The organism is Actinokineospora sp. HUAS TT18 (assembly GCF_051364635.1).
Classification (GTDB): domain Bacteria; phylum Actinomycetota; class Actinomycetes; order Mycobacteriales; family Pseudonocardiaceae; genus Actinokineospora.
The window spans coordinates 618769-644155 of sequence record NZ_CP195645.1; the positions used below are offsets into that span (position 1 = coordinate 618769).

A 25387-nucleotide genomic window follows, 5' to 3' on the forward strand; every position below is an offset into this window, starting at 1 on the left:
ACTAGGTATACCAGCCGTTGGCATACCAAGTCAACTAGACTCGGTGATGACGAGTCACGACCCAGGAGGCGACTTCCCCGTGTCCAAGCACCGGTACGAGCAGATCGCGGACGTGTTGCGAGAGCGGATGACTGACGGGTCCCTTCGGCCGGGGGACCGCTTGCCGACGCAGGACGCCCTCAGCGAGCAGTTCAACGTGTCCCGGATCGTGGCCCGTCAAGCGCTGGACATCTTGGAAGGCGAAGGGCTCATTGACCGCGTGCGCGGTGGTGGCACGTTCGTTCGCAGGTATCAGCCGTTGGTTCGACGTTCGGCGCTTCACTATCAGTCGAACCCAGGTGCGCCGTTCGCGGAAGAAGCCTTGGCGTCAGAGCGCATTCCGAGTTATACCCACGTGACCATTCCCACCGAGGCTACGAAGGACGTTGCTCGACGTCTCGGCATCAACGTCGGTGATCGGGTCATGCACACGCATTATGTGAGTTTGGCCAATGGTGAACCAATGATGATCGTTGATTCGTATGAACCCCTCGCGATTACTAAGGGGACGCCCATCGAGCGCCCCGAGGAAGGTCCGTACATGGGGGCTGGGCTCGTTGATCGGTTCACGGCCATCGGGTGGCGACCTACCGCAGTGGTCGAACGTCTGCGTTCGAGGATGCCACAGCCGTCTGAGACCGAGGCCCTCAAACTCCGGCCCGGAATTCCCGTCGTCATTATCACCCGGACCACATACACCGCCGCAAACCCGATCGAGACCGCCGATATTCTCATTGACGCTCACCGATATGAATTCGAGTATTCCCTTGCCGTAGATCCTCGCTAGAGGCGCCCGAAATGACAAGGCCCGCCGCGTCAATCCGACGTGGCGGGCCTTCGTTTTGCGCTGTTAGCAGTTCACGAACTCTGGACGTTGATTGAGCACCTGAGCGCGTGGCGAAATGAATGCTTCGCGCTCTTCCTTGGCCGAGGGGCGGAACATGCCCACCCCGTGGCAGTTCTGAAACGCCAGCCGGACGCCGAAGTGCCGCTCAACCGCCCCACGCATGGCGTCGCTTGCGACCAGGCGGAGGAGTTGACCGCGCGAAGCCTCATCGGGCGGGGCTGTCTCGTTCACCGCGTAGGGAACGCCGTCCGTCAGCTCGCCGTGCACCTCTGTCATGACCGACCAGGCGTAGGGCAGGGATTCCTGAATGCAGGCGATGAAGTCTTGATCCGTGATCGGACCTTGCTGCGCTTTGTCGACAAGCGCGGGCGGAACCTTCAGAGACACCGGGATTCTCCCTTGCGGTCGGGCGAGATGAACAACTCTCCACTTAACCGACCGCCGAGCTGACCCACCAGCACCCAACGTGTGAACCTACCGGCCAAACGTGTCATTTAGTTGTGTCCGGCAGCGGGCACACGGGTAGCTGCTGAATTTGGCTCTATGGGATCAAGGCGCGCCGCCGTCGGCGGCACGCGCGAGTTGGCCCGTTGCGCTGGCACCGCAACCACATCCATCGCGCCGCCAGGCGCCCTTCCGCTCCGCTAACGGGCGCCGACGGCGCACGGCGCGGACGGAGTCCGCCCAAAGGCGCACGAGCCGCCGACGGCGACGCGCCACATCTCAGGCCCGCACCCGCAGGCAGTCAGCCCCGACGAACCGGGACATGTTCGCGCGAGCCAGGGCGACCAACACGAACTCGGCCCGCATGCTGATCGGTGACCGGACCACAACCCCGCAGTCACCTTTGAACGGGCCGCCCACGACGTCCACGGTCACTCCGATGGGGAACTCCGGGAGCGGCGGCAGCTCTTCACGCATTCGGCCTACCTTAGGTCAACCACGCAGTTGCAGCCGCTCAACGGCCAGGAAACGCAGCACGTGTGCCCGCACGAGCGACACCATCACGTACTCCGGCCGCATGTCGATCGGCGCCTTCATCACCGTGCCCCAGTCACCCAGGTACCGGCCGCCCATCACGTCGACCCGGTCACCGATCTCGAACTCTGGAAGCGCACCCGGTTCGTCCAGCATCCGACGATGCTAAGACCTGTCACCGCGGAGCGACCCCCTCTGACCAGCCGCAACACCCGAACGGACGTACCCGACTCGCCCTCGCGCGTGGCGGTTTTACGACGCGCAAACGCGTGGTCACGTCGGGTGTCCCTCGCAACCGATCATCTAACCCTGGGCCGACAGCATCAAGGGCGCCTGACGGCGTCGGCTACGCCGATGGCTACGCCCCCCTTGACCCTGCCGACCCAGGGCTAGAAGCGGCATGGGCGAGGGAACGGAGCCGGCCAGGCACCAAGGCTCAGGACTTTGATCCGCCATCTCACCCAGGGGAGCGACCATGACCAGCAACCACACCGACCAACTCGTCATGTGGACCCGACACAGCCTCACCGGGGTCATCGGCACGTGGCGCGGCCCCCGCGTCCCAAGGGGGGATTGGGGTGTGAGCGCGGGGGCCGCGACCTTTGCCCGCCGAGGTGAGGGGGTCAACCAGGCGAGCAGGGTGAACACCACCGACGGTAAGCCCGCATCCCGTCGCCCGCGCGCCAAGACCGGCAAGGTTCCCCCGAAAGCGGTTAAGACGGTCCCCGCGCCCGGGCGTCTGGGTGTCCTCAACCGGTCGCGGGAACCGTTGGCCGCGACTACACCGACCCTGCACCGGGTTCGACCGACAGCCACCAACGACGGTACGCCCGCCAAACCCAGGCCGTCCACAGGCCGTCGCACGTCCGGACGCAACCAGTCGCAACCGGACACAACAAGCCCAAACCCGCAGGTCAGCGCGGTTGCACCGCGTAACGCACCCAAGTCGCGCAAACCAAGGGCACAGTTCTACGACAAGTACCTGTGGAACGCCTTCTCGGTCCGCCGCGAAATCAACGAGGCGGCGGACGCCATCGGCCTCCCGCGCCCCAAGGTGCTGTGGGTCCTCCAGGCCCCCATGCCCGACCCCCAGCGCGACGTCCCGCGCCGCCTCAACGAGATCTACACCTACGCCGCCGACCTGGCGGGCGACCGGGTAACCGACGCGGGCGCCACTGCCAGCATGGCCGCCTACCCGTACTCGAACCTCGCCCAAGACCGCTACGAGTTCACCCGCTACCTCCCGTGCACCGACAAGGAACGCTCCTCGGGCACCTGCACCTACCCGGAAGCCTTCGGCGGCACCGCCCGCCTCCGCTCGGACAACGACGACATCCACTTCTGCCTCGACGGCGCCCCACCGGTGCGCGGCTGCCCGGTGGTCTCGCCCGGAATCGGCCGGTACGTGGACCGCATCGCCGCCGACGCCAAGGCTTGGCTGGCATCTGGTAACTGAGTCGCCCGTTCGTCTGTTGACTCTCCACGGCCGCCTGCACTTGGTTGGTGAGCACAGTTCGGACCGGGAGGCCGCGATGCCGCTGCACACCAAGCTCGTCGCGGCCCTCGCTGCGCTCACCCTGGCCGCGCCCCTGTCACCCCCAGCCCACGCCACCCCCGCAGACCCGACCGACCCAGCCACCAGCACCCCGCCGAGCAACACCCCGTCGCCGTCGACCGTCGCCGCCACCCCGGCGCCGAGCACCGCCCCGCCTTCGGGCTACGTCGGCGACGTCACCCTGATCACCGGCGACCGAGTAACCGTCCGCCGAGTCGGCACCCGCCTGGTCCCCGCCGTCGACCCCGCACCCGGCCGCGAACACGTCCACTTCGCCATAACCGGCGACGCCACCCACCTACACGTCATCCCCGACGACGCCTGGCACGGCCTGAACGCAGGCACTCTGGATCACCGCCTCTTCGACGTCGCAGCCCTCCTACGCACCGGCTACGGCGACGACCGCTCACCCGACGTCCCGCTCATCATCGAGACCCAGACCGCCTCCAACAGCCCGGCCTCCGCGCACCACGCGGCGGATGGCGCGGGCAGCGGCCAACGCGCGCAAGGTGCAGCGGCGGCCGTGCCCTCCACCGATCGCGCGGCGGGCGGTGACCAAGCCGTCGAAGCGTCTGCGGGCGTGCGCGAGTTCGTCGCCGTTCGGCAGCCCAAGGACACCGCTGCCGACGCGTGGGTGTCGCGGCGTGCGGGCGGCCGCGTCTGGCTCGACGGCATGCGGTACCCGAGCCTGGACGTCAGCGTCCCGCAGGTCGGCGCCCCCGCCGCCTGGGCCGCCGGGTACACCGGCCAAGGCGTCAAGGTCGCCGTGCTCGACACCGGTGTCGACGCCACCCACGCCGACCTGCGCGGCCGGGTCGCCGCCGAGAAGAACTTCACGGCGGACTCGGCGCGCGACGAGGACGGGCACGGGACCCACGTCGCCGCCACCATCGCCAGTCGCGGCACCTACCGGGGTGTCGCGCCCGACGCGCGGTTGCTCGTCGGCAAGGTGTGTGGTGGTGCTGGGTGTCCGGAGTCGGCGATCATCGCCGGGATGCGGTGGGCCGTCGACTCCGGGGCGAAGGTTGTGAACCTGAGCCTCGGCGGACCGGACGCCGCGGGGGAGGACCCCCTCGAAGCCGCGGTCAACCAGCTCAGCGACCGAGCCCTGTTCGTCGTGGCCGCGGGCAACGACGGCAGTTCCGGCCCCGAGACCGTCGCCTCACCCGCCTCCGCCGACGGCGCGCTCGCCGTCGGAGCCGTCGACAAGGACGACAACCTCGCGGGCTTTTCCTCCCGCGGTCCCCGCATCCATGACGCCGCGCTGAAACCGGACATCCTCGCCCCGGGCGTCGACATCACCGCCGCCCGCTCGCGCTACTCGTTCGGCAAGCCGAAGGAGAAGCACCGCGACCTGAGCGGCACGTCCATGGCCACCCCGCACGTGTCGGGCGCGGCGGCCGTCCTCGCCCAACAGCATCCCGAGTGGACCGGACGCCAGCTCAAAGCCGCCCTGATGGCTTCCGCCAAGCCCATCGACGCGGGCAGCTACGACCAGGGTGCGGGCCGCGTCGACCTCGCCCGCGGTGTCACCCAATCCGTCTACGCCTCACCTCCCAGTGTCTCCATGGGCCGCCAGTCGTGGCCGCACGACGACGATCCCGTTGTCACCAAGTCGTTCTCCTACACCAACACCAGCGCCCAACCAGTCGAGCTGCGCCTCACCCTGAGCACCGACGCGCCCACCGGCACCTTTCGCCTCTCGACCGACCACATCACCGTGCCCGCCCACGGCACCGCGTCCGTCGAGATCACGGCCGATACCAAGGTCGACGCCCCGGAGGGCCCGCTCAGCGCCCGGGTCGACGCCGAGGCAGGGGCCCAGCGCGTCACCGTCCCGGTGGCCGTCGATCGCGAACCGGAGAGCTACGACCTCACTTTCCGCACCGTCGACCGCGACGGCGAGCTCTCCGACTACAACTACTCCTTCCTGCTCGGCATAGAGCCATCCCGGTACCGCCCTGTCCCGACCATCGGCGGTGTCGGCGTCGTGCGCGTCCGCAAGGGCCGCTACCACCTGGACTCAGTGATCAACACCCGCCGCCCGGATGGTGTGACCGCTGACTCCCACAAGGTCGTGATCCCGACTGTAGAGGTGACCACCGACAAAACCGTGACGCTCGATGCCCAAGCGGCACAACCGATCTCGGTCACCTTCGACCGGCAAGGCGTGCGCCCCAAGGCAGTCGGCGCGGGCTACAGCAGGATAAGCGGCGAACGCGCCGTCTTCACCGGCGTCCTCGGTGACACGTTCGAGCGAATCTTCATCGGACAGGTCGGCGATCCCTTGCCGGACAGCCAGTTCGTCGCCGACATCGGCGGCGCTTGGGCCATCCCGGACCGCGATGGCAACATCACCGCCAGCCCGGTCGCCTATCACCTGCAGTGGTTCGACTACGGCCACCTGCCCAACGGCTTCACCAGACACGTGGTCGACCGCGACCTCGCCCGACTGCACACGACTTACCGCGAACAAGCCGACAAACGAGGCGCCACGAAGGTCTGGATTGCCAAAGAGCCGCGCTACAGCACCTCCGTCGGCTACGGCCTCCCGCTGACCCTGCCCCAGGTCCGCACCGAGTTCCACAACGTCGACGACCTGACCTGGTTCGCCGAACTGCAGCAGTGGCGCAAGGTGAAGAAGGCCCTGCGCACCGAGACCGTCGTCACCAGCGGTGAACTCACCCACCCGACCGGAGTGTCCACAGAGGATCAGTGGAACTCGGCCGTGTTCGGCCCTGGCTTCCGGCCTGGCGACTGGGCCTACCGCTCCCACGACACGCTGATAGCGTCCCTGCCGCTCTACGCCGACGCGGGCCTCGGCCGGACCGGCCTCTCCGCGGTGGATGGCGGATCAACCGTCCTCTACCGCGAAGGCGTCGAGGTCGGCCGCTCGGACACCCCCGGCCAGGGGTCCTTCGACGTGCCACCGGAGCCCGCCCGGTACCGCCTGGAGACCACCACGACCCGCAGCGTCGTCTCGACGTTCTCGACCTCGATCTCCTGCGTATGGACCTTCACCTCGGCCCGCCCGCCAGAGAAAGGGAAGGGCGGCGTCCCACTACCTCTGATGGCCGTCCGCTTCGCACCCGAAGGGCTCGACCTCCACAACCGCGTCGGCGCCGACCGCGCCCGAGTCCCCGTCGCCGTCCAATGGCACCCCGGCGCCGAACACACACTCACCGCGCTGACAGTCGAGGCATCGTTCGATGACGGCCGCACCTGGCGCCCCGTGCCCATAACTGACGGCGCGGCGACGATCGACCACCCTCGCACAGCCCGCTACGTCTCCCTCCGCGCCCGCGCGACCGACAGCGACGGCAACACAGTGGAGCAGACAACGATCCGCGCGTACGGCGCCTGACCCGCGCTTCTCAGGATGCCCACAGCGAACGTTCAGGAATCGGGCGCATCCTGGAGTCATCGGCGGCGGGGAGGCAGCGATGACCTGGCACACCTGGAGCGAGCGCGGCGCGCGCCGCACGAACGCGGACGCCGTGGCGTCCTTCGCCGACCCGGTCACCGGCCGCGTCGCCTTCGCTCTGGCCGACGGCATCGGCGAGGACGGGACGGCGGCCCGGCTCGCCGCGGCCGCCGCCGTGCGGTCCGCGGGCCAAGGCGCCGACGTGGCCATCGCCGCCGCGAGGTCCGCCGTCACTACGGGAGACTGCGTGCTCGTGCTGGCCGTGCCGATGCCGACCGGCCAGGGCTACGAGATCGCGTGGCTCGGCGACGCGCGCGCGTACGCCGTTGTCGACGACACCGTCATCCAGCTCACCACCGACCACACCCTCGCCCAGTACTTCCGCGACCGCGGCACCCCCGCGACCCCGCGGATGGAGCACCTCGTCACCGCGTCGCTCCGCACCGCCAAGCCGGAACAACTGGGGCACATCGCCGTCCCAACGCCCGCGTTCCTGGTCCTGACCAGCGACGGAGTCCACCGCCACGTCGACCAGCCGACGATGGCACACATCCTGCGGTACGCCGCCGACCCGGCCGCCGAACTGGTTCGGCGAGCGATTGCCGCGGGCGCCACCGACAACGCGACCGCGCTCGTCGTGCACTGCGCCCCGGCGATACCGGAGACCCGCCCCATACCGGTGGCGGCCTGACTAAACTGATCACCATGGCGACATGGGCCGATCTTGCGCAGTACGTCAACGAGACCTACGACGTGATCTCCGAGGACCAGGAAGAGATCCGCATCCTGTTCAACTTCGAGGCTTACGACGAGGAGGACGAGCGCACCCAGGTGGTCGTGCTCGCCCGCGAGGTGCTCGACAAGCAACACGAGTGGGTGCAGATCGCCTCACCCATCGGGCTGGCCGACAAGGTCGACCTCAAGGCGCTGCTCACCGAGGTCGGCCACACGTCCGTCGCGTGCGGCGTGGCGATCATGGGTGACCACGTGGTGCTGCGGCACTCACTGCCGCTGCAGACCCTCGACCTGCACGAGTTCGTCGACCCGATGACCCTGCTCGCGGGCACCGCCGACCAGCTCGAGGAGATCTTCTTCGGCGGCGACAAGTACTGACCTGAGGTGGGGTTGTCCCCACCGTCGATCTTGGTGCTGTCTCCATGGGTTCTCGGCGCGCTGATTCCTAGTTTGGGATCAGTCGTTCTGAGGGGGAGACATGACCACGACCGAAACCCGCCCGAGTCCGCCGAAGAAGCGTCCGGTTTGGGTGTTGCCGCTCGGCGCCGTAATCGTCGCCTTCCTGGCGTTCTCGTTCCCGCCCTACCTGAGCCTGGACCCCACGAAGTCGCGCGTGCCCGAGGGGTTCCCAGGGCACTACTACTTCCTGCTCGCGCACATCGCCTTCGGCACAGTCGCGATCGTCAGCGGCTTCCTGCAGGTATGGCCGTGGTTCCGGCGGAAACACCGGCGCGGCCACCGCGTCGCGGGCAGGCTCTACGTGTTCGCGGGTGTCATCCCGGCGGCGTTGGCGGGTCTTGTCGTCGGCGCGACGTCGCCGTTCGGGCCGGTCGGCCGGTTCAGCGCGGTGATCCTGGTGTCGCTCTGGCTGACCACGACGATCATCGGCTACCGCCGCGCCCGACAGCGTCGGTTCGCCGACCACCGCGAGTGGATGATCCGCAGCTACACGCTCACCGCGTCGACCATCGTCAACCGGTTCTGGGCACCGGTCCTCGCGATCAGCTTCGAGCCGTACATCGACACGATGTTCGACGGCAGCCAGACCGCGTACATCTATACCGTCGCGGGCCTGACGTCTTGGCTGAGCTGGGTGTTGCCGCTGATCGCCGTCGAGGGCTGGCTGATCCACCTACGCGGTCGGCGCAAGCCTGCTGCCTGACGTGCCGAGACCAGCGGTCCGCGGAAGCCCTGCGCCCCTGCGCGACTCGGCTTCGGTGTACCGCCGGATGCCGTCGTGCCAGGTCAGGGCAATCCAGTGCTTGAGGGCCTCGGCGTAGTCGATCACCGCAGCGCGACGACGTGTTCGAACTCGGCACCAACAATTCACACATGGTCGTTCACGACTGTTTAATTCCCGCACCCTGCTACCCGACGTGATCAGGCGAACCTGACGTCTTCGCAGGTGATCGCGTATTCGGTGAATTACGCGGATCGCATGTCCGAAATGTCGTCACCGACCGCGAACGGGTATCAGCGCGAGCGATGTCGAGAGTTTATTGCGTTGTTCGATCAGCGTGCGCGAGTGTTCGGGATGCGGCCTCGGCCGTCGCGTGGGCACGCCTGTCCCGGCAGCCACGCGTCCCTGCATGAGTTGAGAGGGCAAACAAATGAAGACACGCTGGCTTGGTCGCGTCGCGGCCGCCGCCATGGCGGTCGGGGTGGTGGTGGTCGTCGGAAAGGCGGCCATGGCCGCGCCGCCGCCGCAGGACGAGAACCCGTCGGTCATCCAGATCATCGGCGGCGGCAACGCCACCGAGACCTACGCCTTCCACGTCGGGCTGAGCAACGGCTGCGGTGGCAGCCTGATCGCCCCGCAGTGGATCGTGACCGCCACCCACTGCGGCAGCGCGTCGTCCGGCCGCATCGGGTCGACGCAGAAGAACTCCGGCGGCGAGGTCCGCTCGATCGACCGCAAGATCGACAAGGCGGGCACCGACCTGACCCTGATGCACCTGTCGACCGCCTCGACGATGACGCCGATCAAGATGGCCACGTCGAACCCGGCACCCGGCACCCCCGCGCGGCTGATCGGCTTCGGCTGCACCAGCTGGCCGAACTGCTCCAACCCGACCACCCTGCAGGAGATCGACCTCACCGTGCTCGACTCGAGCCGGTGCTACGCGGGCGGCGGCATCTCCACCGACGTGTGCATCTCCGGCGACCGCACCCACTCCGCCTGCCACGGCGACTCCGGCGGTCCCGCGCTCGTCGGCTCCCGCGGCAACTGGACCCTGGTCGGCGAGACCCAAGGCCCCGGCGACAACAACGGCGAGTGCGCGACCACCACGCTGTACACCGGTATCGCGGCGAACCTGACCTGGATCAACCAGCAGACCGGCGGCACCCAGCCGCCGCCGACCGGCGGCAAGTTCGAGAACGTGAACAACGTCAACATCCCGGACGCGGGCGCCGCGGTGACCAGCGACGTCACGGTGACCGGCCAGGCGGGCAACGCCCCGTCGACCCTGAAGGTCAACGTCGACATCAAGCACACCTGGCGCGGCGACGTGGTCATCGACCTGGTGGCCCCGGACGGCACCGCCTACCGGGTGAAGAACTCCAGCGCCAACGACTCGGCCGACAACATCATCACGACCTACACGGTGAACGCGTCGACCGAGGTCGCCAACGGCACCTGGAAGCTGAAGGTCCAGGACGTCGCCCGGTACGACACCGGCTACATCGACGCGTGGAGCCTGCAGTTCTGATCCGCTGAGTGAACTCGCCCCGGCTGCCGGGGCGAGTTCACTCGATCAGGTGGGAACTTCTGCCGCGACGAGCCGACTATCCGGGTGTCGTTCGCGAATGACGGGAAGCGTCGTCACACCGGATCGGTCCGCCCAGACCCCAGGCCCACTGATCCGGTGTCACGCGCTCCAACTTGTGCCGACAATCGCCTTGCCACGCCCGATTGTCCACTTCAGATGGTCCCTTTACGGCCCGGCTGTTGGCGAGTTCGCCAGGTCGAGACCGTCCTTCAAGGCCCCAGGGTGGGTTCTCCCCTGGTGACGCCCGTTGCCCCGTTCGACGAAGACGATGTCAGAGCGCCGTACCGTGTGCCCGGTCACTGGATTGGGTGAATTTCGGATGGGACTCAACAATCCGGCCGCGGCCCGCGTTGGAGGTGCGTCGATCTTCTCGAGAGGAGTGATGAGTGCTGAGTTTCGACGCGTTCGCCGCTGATCGCCTGTCCCGGCTGTTGCGCTACGCCACGGCGCTGACCTGCGACCCGCACCTCGCGCAGGACATTGTGCAGGAGGTCATGCTCCGGGCGCAGTCCCGGTGGAGTCGGATCAGTGCGCTGGACGCGCCTGATCACTACGTCAAACGCATGGTGACCAACGAATATCTGTCGTGGCGGCGCAGACGGGCCGCCAGGGATGTCACGTCCGCGCACTCGACGCTTGAGGCGATCGGGCCGCCCGTGGACGACACCGCGCATCAACATGCCGAGCGTGATGCCATGCGTGCCCGCATCGCCATGCTTCCGCGAAAACAGCGTGCCGCCATCGTGTTGCGGTACTACGACGACCACACCGACGACGAGATCGCCGAGGTCCTTGGCTGTTCGGCGGGAACGGTCCGCAGCCACATCTCCCGGGCGCTGAGCGCGTTACGTGCCGCCGCGCCTGACCTCGCCGTGACGGAGGCATACAGATGATGTTCGACAAGACTGAATCCCTGATCCGCGACACCCTCACCGACCAGGCGAACCGCGCGGTGGACCCGGAGACGGTTCTCCGCGAGCTGCGAAAGGGCAGACGACATGCTCGTCCGGCGGTGCTGGTGTTCGCCACCGCCGCGGTGGTGATCGCCGTGGTGTCGGCGGTGGTCATCCCAGGTCTGCTGCGCGACCGGCAGACAGCGGTCGGTGCACCCGAAGCCCCGGCCCCGATGGCCGACCAGACCGTGCTCGTGCTGGGCCGCGACGGGTGGGAACGGACCGACACGATCATGCTGGTCCGCTTGACCTCGACCGGCCTCATGGTGATCTCGCTGCCGAGAGACGTGAACACCGAGATCCCGGGCCACGGTCGCGGCAGGATCAACGCCGCGTTCGACGTCGGCAGGCGCGACGCCGAAAGCCGGGGGCTGAGTCCTGCCGAGTCCCTGCGAGCGGGTGCGGCGAAAGTGGTGGACACGGTCGGATCCTTGACCGGCGTCCGCGCCGACCACTTCGTGGTGATCGATATGGCCTCGCTACCAGCTCTGGTCGACGCCGTCGGTGGAGTCGAGGTATGTCTCCGCAAGGCCGCTGCGGACATGCTCAGCGGCACGCGGCTCAGCGCGGGCAGACAGACCCTCTCGGGTTCGCAGGCTCTGTCCTTCGTCCGCCAACGCCACGGCCTTCCCAACGGCGACCTCGACCGGATCGAGCGACAACAGGCCGTCGTCACGGCCCTGGCGGCCCGGGTCATGTCCGCAGGTGATTTGGGATCGGTGGTGGCAGCGGTCCGCGACCGGGTGACCACCGATCTCGACCTTGTCGGCTTGGCCCAGCAGGCTTCGGGACGGACCGTCCGGCTCGGGGTCATCCCGATCGAAGACGGAGCCTACGACGCATCAGGACTGGCCGTGGCGCCCGACAAGGTGCGGTCCTATGTGCGGGAGATGTTCGCGGGGACCGGACCACAGGGTGGAGGTGAGGCCGTGGGCGAACCCGCCTGCGTCGACTGACCGGGGTGGCACCGGGGATGTCGGGGTCGGCCGGCATGCTCGATCCAACGCCCGGTCGACGGGCCGACGATCGAGCCGGAGGGTGCGGGGGTGCGGTGGACCGCTGAGCAGGTGCTCGGCCTGGCTCCGGACGAGGCGTCGGCCAGGGCGGGGCGGGCGCAGGCATCGGCGGCGAGGTGGAGCGCGACCGGGTCGACGGCCGACGCGGTGTGGGGCCTGTGTCAGGGCAGTGGCAAGGCGCCGTACCAGGTGGTGGTCGACCTGGGGGAGCCCGCGTTCCGGTGCACCTGTCCTAGCCGCAAGTTTCCCTGCAAGCACTCCCTCGGTCTCCTGCTCTTGTGGGCCGAAGGTGCCGTCACCGAGGCTGACGAGCCCGAATGGGTCGACGCCTGGCTCCGGGAGCGGGCCGCGCGCACCCGCAAGGCCGCCGCTGAGCCCGGCGAACGCGACGAGGCCGCCGCCGCGACGCGGGCCGCCCGGCGGGCGAGTCGGGTCGCGGGCGGGGTGGCGGAGCTGCTCGGGTGGCTCGACGACCAGGTGACCACGGGGCTCGCCGCGCTCGACCAGAGCCCGGACGTCCTCTACGGCGTGGCCGCCCGGATGGTCGATGCCCAGGCGGGCGGGCTGGCCACCGCGCTGCGGCGGGCGGCGGTGATGCCGGGCCGGGGCCGCGACTGGCCGTCGCGGCTGCTGGAGGAACTGGCGTTGCTCCGGGCGCTGGCGAAGGCGTACGAGCGGGTCGACGAGCTGCCGGACGCGCTGGCGGCGACGGTGCGGACGCGGATCGGGTTCAGCACCGACACCGCCGACGTGCTCGCCAACGGTGAGCGGGTCAGCGACGAGTGGCTGGTCGCGGGCCATGTCGATCAGGAGAGCGAGCAGCTGCTGTCCCGACGGGTCTGGCTGCGCGGCGTCGCGTCGGGGCGGTGGGCGCTGGTGCTGTCGTTCGCCGGGCCGGGGCGCACGCTCGACACCACGCTCATCGGTGGGACGCGGCTGCGGGCGGAGCTGGCGTTCTACCCGGCGGCCTTGCCGCTGCGGGCCCTGGTCGCCGACAAGGGCGACCCGGCGCTCGCCACCTGCCCGGCAGGCGGCGACATCGCGGGCGCCTTGGCCGAGTACGCCGCGGCCGTGGCGACCGACCCGTGGGTGGAGCGGGTGCCGGTGGTCCTGGCCGACGTGGTGCCGGTGCGCGTCGGTGGCGGCTGGGGACTGTCCTCTTCGGACGGTTCCGCGCTGCCGCTGGGCGTCGGGGTCGACCCGTGGGCCCTGCTGGCGGTGTCCGGCGGACTGCCGGTGACGGTGACGGCCGAGCTGTCACCGAGCGGCCTGCGTCCGCTGGCCTGCTGGGACGGCGACCGGGCGGTGCGGCTGTGAGCGGGTGGGACGACCTGGTCGCGGCGGCGCTGTTGGGGACGCGGCGGCGGCAGGTGCGCACGGGGGAGTTGCCCGCGGCGGTTCGTGCGCTCCTGGACGAAGGTGCAGTGGACGCGGATCGGCTGTGGGTGGCGGCCGCGCTCATGGCCGGGTACCGGCGGGCCGGGCGGGTGGCCGAGAAGGCGGGAACGCAAGTGCCCGCCGCGGCGGTGGACGAGCGGGCGGTGGTTCCGGCGCCTGCGCGGCGGCGGCTCGACCTCATGCTCACGGGAGAGCACACCGACCTACTCGGGGACTGGTTGGACCTCGTCCGCGTGCGGGGGTTTCGGGTGCCGCCAGAGCGGTTGCCCGCGCTCGCGGAGGTGGCGCGGGTTCGGCCCGGGATCCGGGAGGCGCTCGCGCGGGTGGCAGGGGCGCGGGGCGCCTGGCTGGGTGCGCTGAATCCTGAGTGGACGTACCTGTCCACTCATCGGTCCGATGTGGACGATGTGTGGCGGCTGGGGGACACCGGGCAGCGGATCCAGTGGCTGCGGGAGCAGGAACCCGCCGTCGCGCAGGCGGCGCTGCGGGCCGACTGGGGGGCGGAGCCCGCGCCGGTGCGGTTGCGGATGCTGCGTGCTGTGGGCGCGGTCCTCGGTGACGACTTCCTCGAAGCCGCGCTTGATGATCGGGCGCAGGAGGTGCGGGCGGCGGCCGCCGAGTTGTTGGCGGGGCGGCCGGGGTCCGCGTTGGCCGGGCGGATGGCGTCGCGGCTGGCGAAGTTGGTGGCGACGGTCGGTGGGGCGCTCGTGGTGCGGTTGCCCGCCGCGCGGGATGAGGGGATGGTGCGGGACGGGGTGCCCGCCGGGATGGCCCGCGGTGGGCAGCGCACGGGGTGGTTGCGGGCGATCGTCGCGGCGGCGCCGCTGTCGGTGTGGGGAGAGCCGGGCGAGTTGCTGGCGATGCCCGTGCAGGGCTGCGACCAGGGCACTTTGCGCGAGGCGTGGGCGTTGGCGGCCGCGCGGCAGCGGGATGTGCGGTGGGCGCGGGCTCTGCTGGAGACCGACCTGTCGACGCCTGAGACCGCTGCCCTTGTCGCGGTGTTGCCCGCCGACGAGTGGGCGCGGGCGATGGCGAGGCTGGGGAGCGTGCGGAAGTCCGCCGACCTCGCCGAGCTGGTCATCGCGCTGCCCGGGCCCTGGCCGGTCGACCTCGGCAACGCGCTGCTCGACTGGCTCGCCGGGCACGGGGACAACCGGGCCGTGGCGCGCGCGGCGAACGTCGTCGCGCGGACCGTTCCCGCTGAGTGCCTCAACCACCGGGTCGCCACCCAAGACCTCTACTCGGACGCGCCCGCCTGGCGGCGGCACCTCTGGGAGACCCTGAACTTCCGTCGTCGGATGGACGAAGAACTCAAGGAGCAGTCGTGACTGAGACCGTGTTGCGCCCGCACGCCGAGCAGGCCTACGCCGACGAGCTCGCGGCGCTGGCGGCGCAGGACGAGCGGGAGCGGCCGCCGTCGTGGCGGCTGTCGCCGTGGGCGGTCCTGCACTACCTGATGGGCACCACGCTGGCCGACGGCACGGTGATCACGCCCAAGTACATCGGGCCGCGCAGGCTGATCGAGGTCGCCATCGCCACCCTCGCCACCGACCGGGCGCTGCTGCTGCTCGGCGTGCCGGGCACGGCGAAGACCTGGGTGTCCGAGCACCTCGCCGCCGCGATCAGCGGCGACTCGACGCTGCTGGTCCAGGGCACGGCGGGCACGGCCGAGGAAGCGATCCGCTACGGCTGGAACTACGCGCGGCTCATCGCCGAGGGGCCCAGCGAGCAGGCGCTGGTGCCGAGCCCGGTGCTGCGCGCCATGCGCGACGGCAGGCTCGCCCGGATCGAGGAGCTGACCCGCATCCCGGCCGACGTGCAGGACAGCCTGATCACCGTCCTGTCGGAGAAGACGCTGCCGATCCCCGAACTCGGCAGCGAGACGCAGGCCGTGCGCGGCTTCAACGTCATCGCCACCGCCAACAACCGCGACAAAGGCGTCAACGACCTCTCCAGCGCGCTGCGCAGGCGGTTCAACACCGTCGTCCTCCCGCTGCCCGACACCGCCGAGGCCGAGGTCGAGATCGTCACCCGTCGGGTCACCGACCTCGGCGCGTCGCTGTCGCTGCCCGCCGAGGGCGCGGGGCTGGCCGAGATCCGCCGCGTGGTCACGGTGTTCCGCGAACTGCGCGCGGGTCGCACCGAGGACGGCCGGATCGCGGTGAAGTCGCCGTCGGGCACGTTGTCGACCGCCGAGGCGATCAGCGTGCTGACCGGCGGCGTCGCCCTCGCCGCGCACTTCGGCGACGGGGTGCTGCGGCCGCACGACGTGGCCGCGGGCATCCTCGGCGCCGTGGTGAAGGACCCGGCAGCCGACACCGCGGTGTGGACGGAGTACCTGGAGACGGTCATCCGCGAGCGGGACGGCTGGTCCGACTTCTACCGGGCCTGCCGGGAGCTGACCGGATGACCCTGTCCGTCCTGGGCATCCGCCACCACGGCCCCGGGTCGGCGCGGGCACTGGCCTCGGCGCTGGCCGAGCTGGCGCCCGACATCGTGCTGATCGAGGGGCCGCCGGAGGCCGACGCGCTGGTGGCGCTGGCCGCCGAGGACACGATGGAGCCGCCGGTCGCGTTGCTGGCCTACGCCGTCGACGACGCCGCGCGCGCCGCGTTCTGGCCGTTCGCCGTGTTCAGCCCCGAGTGGCAGGCGATCCGCTACGCCACCGCGCACGGAATCCCCGTCCGGTTCTGCGACCTGCCCGCCGCCAACCAGTTCGCGGGCGGCGCCAAGCGGTCGAAGCGCACCGACGACCCGCTGGGCACGCTCGCGGAGCTGGCGGGCTACGACGACGCCGAGCGCTGGTGGGACGACGTGATCGAGCACGGATCCCACGACGAGGCGCCGTTCGCCGTGATCGCCGAGGCCATGGGCGCGCTGCGGGAGGACCACGACGAGTCCGACGAGCGTGAGCGGCAGCGTGAGGCTTACATGCGCCAGACTATCCGCAAGGCGCGCAAGGACGGCTTCGAGCGGATCGCCGTGGTGTGCGGGGCGTGGCACGTGCCCGCGCTGGTAGAGCCGCTGCCGCCCGCCGCGCACGACCAGCGGATCCTCAAAGGACTGCCTAAGCGCAAGGTCGCCTGCACGTGGGTGCCGTGGACGCACAGCAGGCTCGCCACGACCAGCGGCTACGGCGCGGGCATCACCTCGCCCGGCTGGTACCACCACCTGTTCACCGCCACCGACCACGTCACCGCCCGCTGGCTGACCGACGTCGCCCGCGTCCTGCGGGCCGAGGACCTGCCGGTGTCCAGCGCGCACGTCATCGAAGCCGTCCGCCTCGCCGACACGCTGGCCGCCCTGCGCGAGCGGGCCGTCGCCGGCCTGGCGGAGGTCACCGAGGCGACCCGCGCGGTGCTGTGCGGTGGCGACGAACTCCAACTCGACCTGGTGACGCGCAGGCTGGTCGTGGGGGAGCGACTGGGCGCGGTGCCGCCGGGCACCCCGCAGGCCCCGGTCGCCGCCGACCTGACCGCCCAGGCCCGCAGGCTGCGGCTCAAACGCGATCCGCTGGAACGCGAACTCGATCTCGACCTGCGCGACACGAACGGCGCCGAGAAGTCCCGGCTGCTGCACCGGCTGCGGATACTCGGCATCGACTGGGGCGTGCCCGCCCTGTCGGCCCGCCGCTCCAAGGGCACCTTCCGCGAGACGTGGGCGCTGTGTTGGGAGCCCGGTTTCGAGGTCGACCTGGTCGCCGCCGGAGTGCACGGGACCTCCGTCGTCGCCGCCGCCACCTCGGTTGTCCGGGGACGCACGACCGCCGAGTCGACGCTGCCGGAGATCACCGGCGCCATCGAGGACTGCCTGCTCGCCGACCTCGCCGACGCCCTGCCCGATGCTTTGACTGCCCTCGACACGCGCGCCGCCGCCGACGCCGACGCGACCGCCCTGATGGGCGCGCTCCCGCCGCTGGCCCGCGCCGCCCGCTACGGCGACGTGCGCGGCACCGACACGGGCGCCCTCACCGCCGTCAGCGAACGCATCCTCACCCGCGTCTGCGCCGGACTCCCACGCGCCGCGCACGGGATCGACGACCAGGCCGCCGAGGAACTGTGCAAACTGGTCGACGGCGTCCACGAGGCCACGGGCCTGCTCGGCGACGCCGCCGCGGGCCAATGGCTCGACGCGCTCGGCACAGTCGCCGCCCGCGACACCGCGCCCCCGCTGCTGGCGGGCCGGGTGACCAGACTCCTGCACGACGCCGACCGGGTCGCCACGGAGGAAGTCGCGATCCGGCTGGCCCGCGAGTTGACCGCCGGGGTCGCGCCGCAGGCCGCCGCGGCTTTCATCGAGGGCTTCTTCGCGGGCGGCGCGCTCCTGCTCGTGCACGACGACACCCTGCTGGCGGTGATCGACCGTTGGCTGGCCGACATCGCCGCCGACCAGTTCACCCAGGTGCTTCCGTTGCTGCGCCGCACTTTCGGTGCGTTCGCCCCGCCGGAACGCCGGGTGATCGGGGAGCGGGCCGCGGGCCGAACGAACCGGACGACGGCGAGCGCCGACTTTGACGAGACTAGGGCTGTCGCCGCGCTGCCGGTGTTGGCGAGGTTGTTGGGGGTGGGGCGATGACCGACGAACGGCTCCGCCGCTGGCGGCTTGTCCTCGGTGGCGACGAAGACGGCACCGGCGTCACCCTCGACGGCGACGACTCCAAAATGGACGGTGTGCTCGGCGCCCTCTACCAATCGGAGACCAACGACGACGCGCCCCGACAGGCCGGGCTCGGCGCTTCGGCGCCGCGGGTCGCGCGCTGGCTGGGCGACATCCGGTCCTATTTCCCGAGTTCGGTCGTTCAAGTCATGCAACGGGACGCCGTCGATCGGCTCGGTCTCACCAGGCTGCTGCTCGAACCCGAACTCCTGTCCGCGGTGGAACCAGACGTCCATCTCGTCGGCACGCTGCTCTCCCTGAACTCCGTCATGCCGGAGCGCACCAAGGAAACCGCGCGCGAGGTGGTCCGCAAGGTCGTCGAGGAGCTGGAAGGCAAACTCGCCGAGCCCACCAGATCAGCACTGCGCGGCGCGCTCGACCGGGCCGCGCGCACGGCCAGGCCCCGGCACGGCGACATCGACTGGGGTCGAACGGTGAAGGCGAACCTGCGCAACTACTCGCCCGAGCTCAAGACCGTCGTCCCCGAGCGCCTCATCGGCTACGGCCGCCGCGGCCAGGCCGTCCAGCGTGACGTCATCCTCGCCATCGACCAGTCCGGGTCCATGGCCGAGTCCGTCGTCTACGCCAGCCTCTTCGGCGCCGTCCTCGCCAGCATGCGCGCCCTGCGCACGTCGCTGGTCGCGTTCGACACCTCCGTGGTCGACCTGACCGACCTGCTCGACGATCCGGTCGACGTCCTCTTCGGCACGCAGCTCGGCGGTGGCACCGACATCAACCGGGCGCTGGCCTACTGTCAGGGCCTTATCACCAAGCCCGCCGACACCGTGCTCGTCCTCGTGAGCGACCTCTACGAGGGCGGCAACCGCGAGGAGATGTTGAGCCGGATTCGAGCGATCCTCGAGTCAGGCGTCCGAGTCGTCGCCCTGCTCGCGCTCTCGGACTCCGGGGCGCCGTCCTACGACCACGACAACGCGGCGGCGTTCGCGGCGCTCGGGGTGCCCGCGTTCGCCTGCACGCCGGACAAGTTCGGTGACGTCATGGCCGCCGCGCTGCGGGGCGATGATGTCACCGGGTGGAACTGAGTTCAGCCGGACGAGGTGCGGCGCGCGCCGCCCGCGCGGAGCAGGTCCTCGCGGGCGCGGGCGATCCGCGACCGCACCGTCCCGATCGGACAGCCGCAGATCTCGGCGACCTCGGTGTAGGACAGGCCCAGCACCTGCGTCAGCACAAGGGCTTCGCGGCGGTCGGCGGGCAGGTCGTCGAGCAGGAGGTTCATCTCCACCAGATCCTCGAACCTGGCGGCACCGTCCTGCACCTCGGCGTGCCGGTTCTCCGCGGTGGTGGCCCAGTCGTCGGCGGTCACGGTGCGTGGCCTGCTGACGGCCGCGCGGACGTTGTCGACGGCGACCCGGCGCGCGATGGAGAACAGCCAGGTACGGGCCGACGAACGCGCGGCGAACCGGGGCAGGCTCGGCAGCGCCCGCAGGTAGGTCTCCTGCGTGAGGTCGTCGGCCAGGTCGACCGAGGTCAGGTGAGCTAAGAACCGCCACACATCACGCTGCGTGGCGCGGATGAACCGCTCCAACGCGCGCCGGTCACCCGATCCGGCGGCTAGCGCGCAGACCGTCAACTCGTCGTGATGGTTGCCCCCTGAGATTCCCACGTTCCGCAGCGTAGCGGAAAAACCAGTGGGAACTTCGAGGGCCAGTCGAGCGACTATCCAACCGTGGATTGTGACCTGTGTCGCGAAGCCGTGTCCGCGCGGCTGGACAACGAAGCCGAGCCCGCCGGGGCCGCGGCCGTCGACGAGCACCTCGCGCGCTGCGCGGACTGCCGGGCGTGGCAGGCGAGTGCGGTCGACCTGACGCGCTCGCTGCGGGTCCGTCCCGCGGTCGCGGTGCCCGACCTGACGGCGGCGATCCTTGCCGCCGCACCGGAACGCCTGCGGGTGTGGCCCCGGTTCGCGCTGGGGCTGGTGGCCATCGCGCAGCTGACGCTGGCGCTGGCGCAGATCATGGGCGTCGACACCACCGCCCACCACGTCGACCACGGCCACGCGGGCCCGTTCGCGGGCCACCTGTTCAACGAGAGCACCGCGTGGAACCTGGCCCTGGGGGTGGGGTTGGGCTGGGCGGCGCTGCGGCCGAAGGCGTCCGCCGGACTGATTCCCGTGCTATCGGGATTCGTCGTGGTTCTTCTGGGTTACTCGGTCTACGACCTGATCGCCGACGCGGTGCCGACGTCGCGGGTCATCAGCCACGGCGTTTTGGTGCTGGCACTGGCTTTGCTGCTGATCGTGCGGTACGACGCCGCGTCGCCGACGCCGGGGCACGGCGATGTCCTTGGTACGCCAGAGGATTACACCGACGATAGCCCGGCATCCGCGCCACAGCGGGAAAAGAAGGGGTCCCGTAGGGGGCATCTGCGACCCGCGAGCAGGCATCGTGCGGCATAGTGGGGAATTGTTAACTAAGTATCACCCGAATAGGTGAATAACTTCTCCCGAGAACCGCTAGCGTGGGGTCGCGGAGGGGGAGGTGGGGGGAAATGACGGAGGGGACCGTTGCCGCGCAACGGCAAGACCGTTGGGGATTGGTCGCCGTCGCGGGGATCCTGTCGTTCGTGGCCATGCTCGACATGGGCATCGTCACGGTCGCGCTGGCCGACATCGGCACCGAGTTACAGGTCTCGGCGCAGGCCGCGCAGTGGGCGGTGCTGGGCTACCAACTGATCGTTGTGGCGTTGCTGCTCCCGGTTGGGGTGTGGCTTGACGGTGCCGGTCCGCGGTCGGCGGTGCTGGCCGCGGTCACGGTGTTCGCCGGTGCCAGCGGTTTGGCCGCGCTGTCGCCCAGTTTGACCTGGCTGATCGCCGCCCGCGTCGTGCAGGGTGCGGCCGCGGCGGTGCTGTTCGTGCTGATGCCGGTGCTGGCGGCCAAATCCGTGCGCCCCGAGCTGCGTGGCCGGGCGATGAGCGTGCCCGCCACCCTCGGCCCGTTGGGCGCGGTCCTCGGCCCCGCGGTCGGCGGTGTTCTGCTCGACAACTACGGCTGGCAGTCCATCTTCCTGGTGAAGATTCCTTTCTGCCTAGTTGGTCTGATCGTCGCTTGGCGGATAGCGCCGCGCGGTGGTGGCCTGCCCACGCCCACTCGCGCCGCGTTCATCGACGCGGGCCTCATCGGCTCGGCCGTCGCGGCGATCCTGCTGGCGCTCACCTTCGCTGTCGACTCGCCCGGCTGGCTGCTGCTGGCCTTGGCCGCGGTGCCCGCCGCCGTCGCCTGGCTGCGCCGGGACAGCGGCAGGCGGGTGGTCGGCACGATCGGCTCCGGTCTGTGGCGAGTGGACAGTGCGGTGCTGTCGCTGGCCGCCGCGTTCGCCGCCATGCACTACCTGGTCGCGCTGCACCTGCAGCGGGACAACGGGGTCACGGCGACGACCACGGGTCTGACGGTGATCGCCTTCCCCGTCGCCATGGCCTTGGCCGGGCCGATCGGCGGCAGGCTCGCCGACCGCTTCGGCCATCGCCCCGTCGCCATCACCGGCGCCGCGACCACGACCGTCGGCCTACTGCTGCTTGTTCTAGCGGGATCCGAGTGGACTCCGCTAGACATAGCCTGGCGGATGGCTGTCGCCGGGCTCGGAATGGGCCTCTACGGCGGGCCGTCGCAGGTGATGGCGATGGCCACCGCGCCCGACCGGATGGGCACCGCGAGTTCGGCGGTGCAGGTGGCCAGAAGTCTCGGTTTCACCATCGGTCCCGCCCTGGCGACCGCGGCCTGGGCCATGCCAGGCGGGTCCACCACTGTCGGACTCGCCATCGCGGCGGGCGCGGGCGCGCTCGGCGTACTGCTGCTGACCTCCACGCGACCGGGCCGCTGACGCGGGCGGCCGACCACCGAACCTAGGGGAGTTCCCGCATGTGCGGAATAACCGGCTGGGCGTCGTTCGACCGCGAGCCCGGCGCCGATCCGACGGTCATCGAGGCGATGACCGCGACCATGGCCAAGCGCGGCCCGGACGATTCCGGCACCTGGACCGCGCGGCACGTCGCGTTAGGCCACCGCAGGCTCTCGGTGATCGACCTCGACGGCGGCGCGCAGCCGATGGTCACCGTCCACAACGGACAGGACATCGCGCTGACCTACAGCGGCGAGGTATACAACCACCACGACCTGCGCCGCGAGCTGACCTCGCTCGGCCACACCTTCCGCACCCGCAGCGACACCGAGGTCGTGCTGCGCGCCTACGCCCAGTGGGGTGAGGGACTGGCCGACCGGCTCGTCGGCATGTACGCCTTCGCCATCTGGGACGCCCGCGCCGAGAAGCTGGTCCTCGTCCGCGACCGCCTCGGCGTGAAGCCCTTGTTCTATACCGAAGTCTCCGCCGGAGTCGTCTTCGGCTCGGAGCCCAAGGCGCTGTTCGCCCATCCGGAGATCACCCCGCGCATCGACGCCGACGGCCTGCGCGAGGCGTACAGCCTGCTGTTCAACACCGGCCCCACGGTCTGGTCGGGCGTCCGCGAGGTGCCGCCGGGAGTGGTTGCCACGTTCGACCGCAACGGCTACCGCGAACGGGTCTACTGGCAGCTCGAAGCCCCCACGCACGCCGACGACCTCGACACGTCCATCGAAGCCATCCGCGAGCTGCTCAACGACGCCGCGCGCGGCCAGCTCGAGGCCGACGTCGAGCGGTGCAGCCTGCTCTCCGGCGGCATCGACTCCACGGTGATCACCGCGATCCTCGCCGACGAGCTGCGCCGCACCGAGGGCGGCAAGATCCGCTCCTACGCCGTCGACTACTCCGACCAGGCCGAGAAGTTCACCGGCGATGTCCTGCGCACCGGCCACGACACCCCGTTCGCCGCCGAGGCGGGCGAGTTCATCGGCACCGAGCACAGCACCGTCGTGCTCGACCCGCGCGCGCTGCTCGACCTCGACCACCGCCGCGCCGTCGTCGAGTGCCGCGACTCGCCGATCGGCGTCGGCGACATGGACACCTCGCTGTACCTCCTCTTCGGACGCATCCGCCAGCACTCGACGGTCGCGCTGTCCGGCGAGGCCGCGGACGAGGTGTTCGGTGGCTACCCGTGGTTCCACAAGCAGGAAGCCCTTGGCGCGCAGACGTTCCCGTGGCTGCTGGTCGTCAAGGACGAGGCCGCCATGCCGATCAACCCCGATCTGGCCGGTGTCCTGCGGATCCCCGAGTTCCGCGACGACACCTACGCCGCCGCGATCGCCGCCGTCCCGCAAAGCGAGAGCACTGATCTCATGGAGCGGCGGCAGCGGGAGATGCAGCACCTGTCGATGACGCGGTGGCTGCGCCAGCTGCTGCACCGCAAGGACCGGCTGAGCATGGCGCAGGGCCTGGAGGTCCGCGTCCCGTACTGCGACCACCGGCTGGTCGAGTACGCCTTCGCCACCCCGTGGACGCACAAGAGCCACGACGGCCGGGAGAAGAGCCTGCTTCGTTCCGTGGGCAAGGGAATCGCGCCGGACTCGGTGCTCTACCGGCCAAAGAACCACTATCCAGCCACGCATCACCCGGACTACAACCGCGGCCTGCAGGATATGGCGCGGGACGCGCTGACCGCCGACGCCGTGCGCGCGTTGGTCGACGAGACGCAGATCAAGACCTGCCTCGACGTCGCGCCGGACGAGCTGCCGTGGGGCCACCGGCTGCGGCTGGAGCGCGTGGTCGACCTCGCGCTGTTCCTCGACATCCACAAGCCCGAGCTGACCGTCTGACCCGGAGGACGACGATGACCGACGAGCCGATCGAGCTGTTCGGGCGCGACTACAAGCGCGACCCGTGGGAGCTGTACCGGAAGATGCGCGACGAGGGACCGGTGCACCGCGTGCTGTTCCCCAGCGGCGTGAAGGCGTGGCTGGTGACCGGCTACACCGCCGCGCACGAGGCGCTCAACGACGACCGCCTCGGCAAGCACCACTCGCGCGGCAACGCCAAGTGGCGCGAGCGGGCGGCGATCATGCCCGAGCCGCAGCACTCGCAGCTCCAGGTTCACCTGCTGCACCAGGACCCGCCGAAGCACACGTCGATGCGCAGGCTCGTCACCGACGCGTTCGCGCCGCGCCGGATGGAGGCGCTGCGGCCGAAGCTGCAGGAACTGGCCGACGCGCTGATCGACGCGATGCCGTCGACGCCCGAGGTCAGCATGGACCTGGTGGCCTGCTTCGCTGCCCGGTTCCCGTTCCAGGCGCTCGCCGAGGTCATCGGCCTGCCGCCGGAGTTGGCGTCGCGGTTCAAGCGCGAGTGGGGCAAGGTCGTCGCCCCGGTCGGCCCGACCGACCCGCGCCGCGCCGAGTACGAGGGCCTGCTGCGCGGGCTCCAGGGCTACATCGCCGAGGTCGTCGCGGACCGCCAGGCCGATCCCGGCGACGACCTGCTGAGCAAGCTTGTCGGCGCGCACGCGGCAGGCGAGCTGAGCCAGGCCGAACTCGACTCGATGATCTTCCAGCTGCTGGTCGCGGGCCAGGAACCGGTGACCAACCAGATCACCACCGCGATCATGGCCCTGGTCCGGCACCCGGAGAAGCTGGCGGTGCTTGCCGCCGACCCGTCGCTGCTGCCGCAGGCGGTGGACGAGCTCCTGCGCTACGACAGCGCGTTCGAGCTGACGACGTGGCGGTTCTTCACCGAGGACTCCGACCTGCACGGCACCACGATCCCCGCGGGCGACTCGGTGATCGTGTCGCTGTGCGCGGCCAACCGCGACGAGCGCCGCTTCGCCGACGCCGACGAACTCGATCTCACCCGCAGCCCCAACCCGCACCTGGCCTTCGGCCACGGCATCCACTTCTGCCCTGGCGCGGCGCTGGCCCGACTCGAACTGCAGATCGCGATCGGCACGCTCATCGACCGGCTGCCCGGTCTGAAGCTTGCCGTGCCCGAGGACAAGATCGAGTGGGTCGCCGCCGTGCTCGCCCGCGGCACGACCACCCTGCCCGTCACCTACACCGAGCGAACCTGACCCGATAGCCGTTTCGCACCCCACGCCCGCGGTTCCGCGCGAGGCGCGGCGATCCCACCCGCCCAAGTG

Annotated in this window: 22 protein-coding genes; 18 read left to right on the forward strand and 4 right to left on the reverse strand. The window is 70.2% G+C overall.

All coding sequences use genetic code 11. The features are described 5' to 3' along the window. The first annotated feature begins 79 nt into the window (after positions 1-79). Positions 80-826 carry a GntR family transcriptional regulator gene (locus ACSHT8_RS02810; RefSeq protein WP_436492164.1) on the forward strand — a complete coding sequence of 249 codons (747 nt, stop codon included), beginning with the start codon at positions 80-82 and terminating at the stop codon, positions 824-826. Positions 827-889: 63 nt separating this feature from the next. On the opposite strand, the gene ACSHT8_RS02815 is transcribed toward ACSHT8_RS02810, so the two are convergent. The 3 genes from ACSHT8_RS02815 to ACSHT8_RS02825 all read right to left on the reverse strand — a co-directional run bounded on the left by ACSHT8_RS02815 (position 890) and on the right by ACSHT8_RS02825 (position 2020). Beyond that, positions 890-1273: an SCO5389 family protein gene (locus tag ACSHT8_RS02815; protein ID WP_436492163.1), complete on the reverse strand. Its 384-nt coding sequence runs from the start codon at positions 1271-1273 to the stop codon at positions 890-892. Between the two features lie 336 nt (positions 1274-1609). After that, entirely contained in the window at positions 1610-1807 is a 198-nt protein-coding gene (locus ACSHT8_RS02820; RefSeq protein ID WP_436492162.1) for a hypothetical protein, read from the reverse strand. Positions 1808-1822: 15 nt separating this feature from the next. Continuing rightward, positions 1823-2020, reverse strand: coding sequence for a hypothetical protein (locus ACSHT8_RS02825; RefSeq protein WP_436492160.1), 198 nt, complete (start codon positions 2018-2020; stop codon positions 1823-1825). Between the two features lie 319 nt (positions 2021-2339). Here ACSHT8_RS02825 and ACSHT8_RS02830 point away from each other — a divergent pair, with 319 nt between their 5' ends. The 13 genes from ACSHT8_RS02830 (at position 2340) to ACSHT8_RS02890 (ending at position 19415) form a co-directional block, all read left to right on the forward strand. After that, positions 2340-3320 carry a hypothetical protein gene (locus tag ACSHT8_RS02830; RefSeq protein WP_436497370.1) on the forward strand — a complete coding sequence of 327 codons (981 nt, stop codon included), beginning with the start codon at positions 2340-2342 and terminating at the stop codon, positions 3318-3320. 76 nt (positions 3321-3396) lie between these two features. Further along, positions 3397-6783: a S8 family serine peptidase gene (locus ACSHT8_RS02835; protein WP_436497372.1), complete on the forward strand. Its 3387-nt coding sequence runs from the start codon at positions 3397-3399 to the stop codon at positions 6781-6783. A gap of 79 nt (positions 6784-6862) precedes the next feature. Then, on the forward strand, positions 6863-7534 hold the full coding sequence (locus tag ACSHT8_RS02840) for a PP2C family protein-serine/threonine phosphatase (protein ID WP_436497374.1): 672 nt from the start codon (positions 6863-6865) through the stop codon (positions 7532-7534). Positions 7535-7548: 14 nt separating this feature from the next. Then, positions 7549-7956: a hypothetical protein gene (locus ACSHT8_RS02845; protein WP_436497376.1), complete on the forward strand. Its 408-nt coding sequence runs from the start codon at positions 7549-7551 to the stop codon at positions 7954-7956. A 100-nt stretch (positions 7957-8056) separates the two neighbouring features. Beyond that, positions 8057-8740, forward strand: coding sequence for a DUF2306 domain-containing protein (locus ACSHT8_RS02850; protein WP_436497378.1), 684 nt, complete (start codon positions 8057-8059; stop codon positions 8738-8740). A 448-nt stretch (positions 8741-9188) separates the two neighbouring features. Next, complete coding sequence (locus ACSHT8_RS02855) at positions 9189-10289, forward strand: trypsin-like serine protease (RefSeq protein ID WP_436497380.1); 1101 nt, start codon at positions 9189-9191, stop codon at positions 10287-10289. A gap of 446 nt (positions 10290-10735) precedes the next feature. After that, positions 10736-11242: a SigE family RNA polymerase sigma factor gene (locus ACSHT8_RS02860; protein ID WP_436497382.1), complete on the forward strand. Its 507-nt coding sequence runs from the start codon at positions 10736-10738 to the stop codon at positions 11240-11242. Beyond that, the gene (locus ACSHT8_RS02865) at positions 11239-12258 is read left to right on the forward strand and encodes an LCP family protein (protein WP_436497384.1); all 1020 of its coding nucleotides are present in this window, start codon (positions 11239-11241) and stop codon (positions 12256-12258) included. Before ACSHT8_RS02860 ends, ACSHT8_RS02865 begins: the two co-directional genes overlap by 4 nt. 90 nt (positions 12259-12348) lie before the next feature. Further along, the gene (locus ACSHT8_RS02870; protein WP_436497386.1) at positions 12349-13635 is read left to right on the forward strand and encodes an SWIM zinc finger family protein; all 1287 of its coding nucleotides are present in this window, start codon (positions 12349-12351) and stop codon (positions 13633-13635) included. Beyond that, entirely contained in the window at positions 13632-15044 is a 1413-nt protein-coding gene (locus ACSHT8_RS02875) for a DUF5691 domain-containing protein (RefSeq protein WP_436497388.1), read from the forward strand. The genes ACSHT8_RS02870 and ACSHT8_RS02875 overlap by 4 nt, the downstream gene beginning before the upstream one ends. After that, a complete protein-coding gene (locus ACSHT8_RS02880) occupies positions 15041-16126 on the forward strand; it encodes an ATP-binding protein (RefSeq protein ID WP_436497390.1) in 1086 nt (361 codons plus the stop codon). The genes ACSHT8_RS02875 and ACSHT8_RS02880 overlap by 4 nt, the downstream gene beginning before the upstream one ends. Further along, positions 16123-18291 (forward strand): DUF5682 family protein, encoded by a 2169-nt coding sequence (locus tag ACSHT8_RS02885; RefSeq protein WP_436497392.1) that lies wholly within the window; start codon positions 16123-16125, stop codon positions 18289-18291. The genes ACSHT8_RS02880 and ACSHT8_RS02885 overlap by 4 nt, the downstream gene beginning before the upstream one ends. Further along, complete coding sequence (locus tag ACSHT8_RS02890) at positions 18288-19415, forward strand: VWA domain-containing protein (protein ID WP_436497394.1); 1128 nt, start codon at positions 18288-18290, stop codon at positions 19413-19415. Before ACSHT8_RS02885 ends, ACSHT8_RS02890 begins: the two co-directional genes overlap by 4 nt. Positions 19416-19417: 2 nt before the next feature. Here the strand turns inward: ACSHT8_RS02890 and ACSHT8_RS02895 are convergent, their stop codons facing one another. Further along, on the reverse strand, positions 19418-19990 hold the full coding sequence (locus ACSHT8_RS02895) for a sigma-70 family RNA polymerase sigma factor (RefSeq protein ID WP_436501973.1): 573 nt from the start codon (positions 19988-19990) through the stop codon (positions 19418-19420). 69 nt (positions 19991-20059) lie between these two features. Here ACSHT8_RS02895 and ACSHT8_RS02900 point away from each other — a divergent pair, with 69 nt between their 5' ends. The 4 genes from ACSHT8_RS02900 (at position 20060) to ACSHT8_RS02915 (ending at position 25318) form a co-directional block, all read left to right on the forward strand. Further along, on the forward strand, positions 20060-20788 hold the full coding sequence (locus ACSHT8_RS02900; protein WP_436497396.1) for a zf-HC2 domain-containing protein: 729 nt from the start codon (positions 20060-20062) through the stop codon (positions 20786-20788). A gap of 92 nt (positions 20789-20880) precedes the next feature. Then, on the forward strand, positions 20881-22209 hold the full coding sequence (locus ACSHT8_RS02905; RefSeq protein WP_436497398.1) for an MFS transporter: 1329 nt from the start codon (positions 20881-20883) through the stop codon (positions 22207-22209). 38 nt (positions 22210-22247) lie between these two features. Further along, positions 22248-24074 (forward strand): asparagine synthase (glutamine-hydrolyzing), encoded by a 1827-nt coding sequence (gene asnB, locus ACSHT8_RS02910; protein WP_436497400.1) that lies wholly within the window; start codon positions 22248-22250, stop codon positions 24072-24074. Between the two features lie 14 nt (positions 24075-24088). Beyond that, the gene (locus ACSHT8_RS02915) at positions 24089-25318 is read left to right on the forward strand and encodes a cytochrome P450 family protein (RefSeq protein ID WP_436497402.1); all 1230 of its coding nucleotides are present in this window, start codon (positions 24089-24091) and stop codon (positions 25316-25318) included. The last annotated feature ends 69 nt before the right edge of the window (positions 25319-25387 follow it).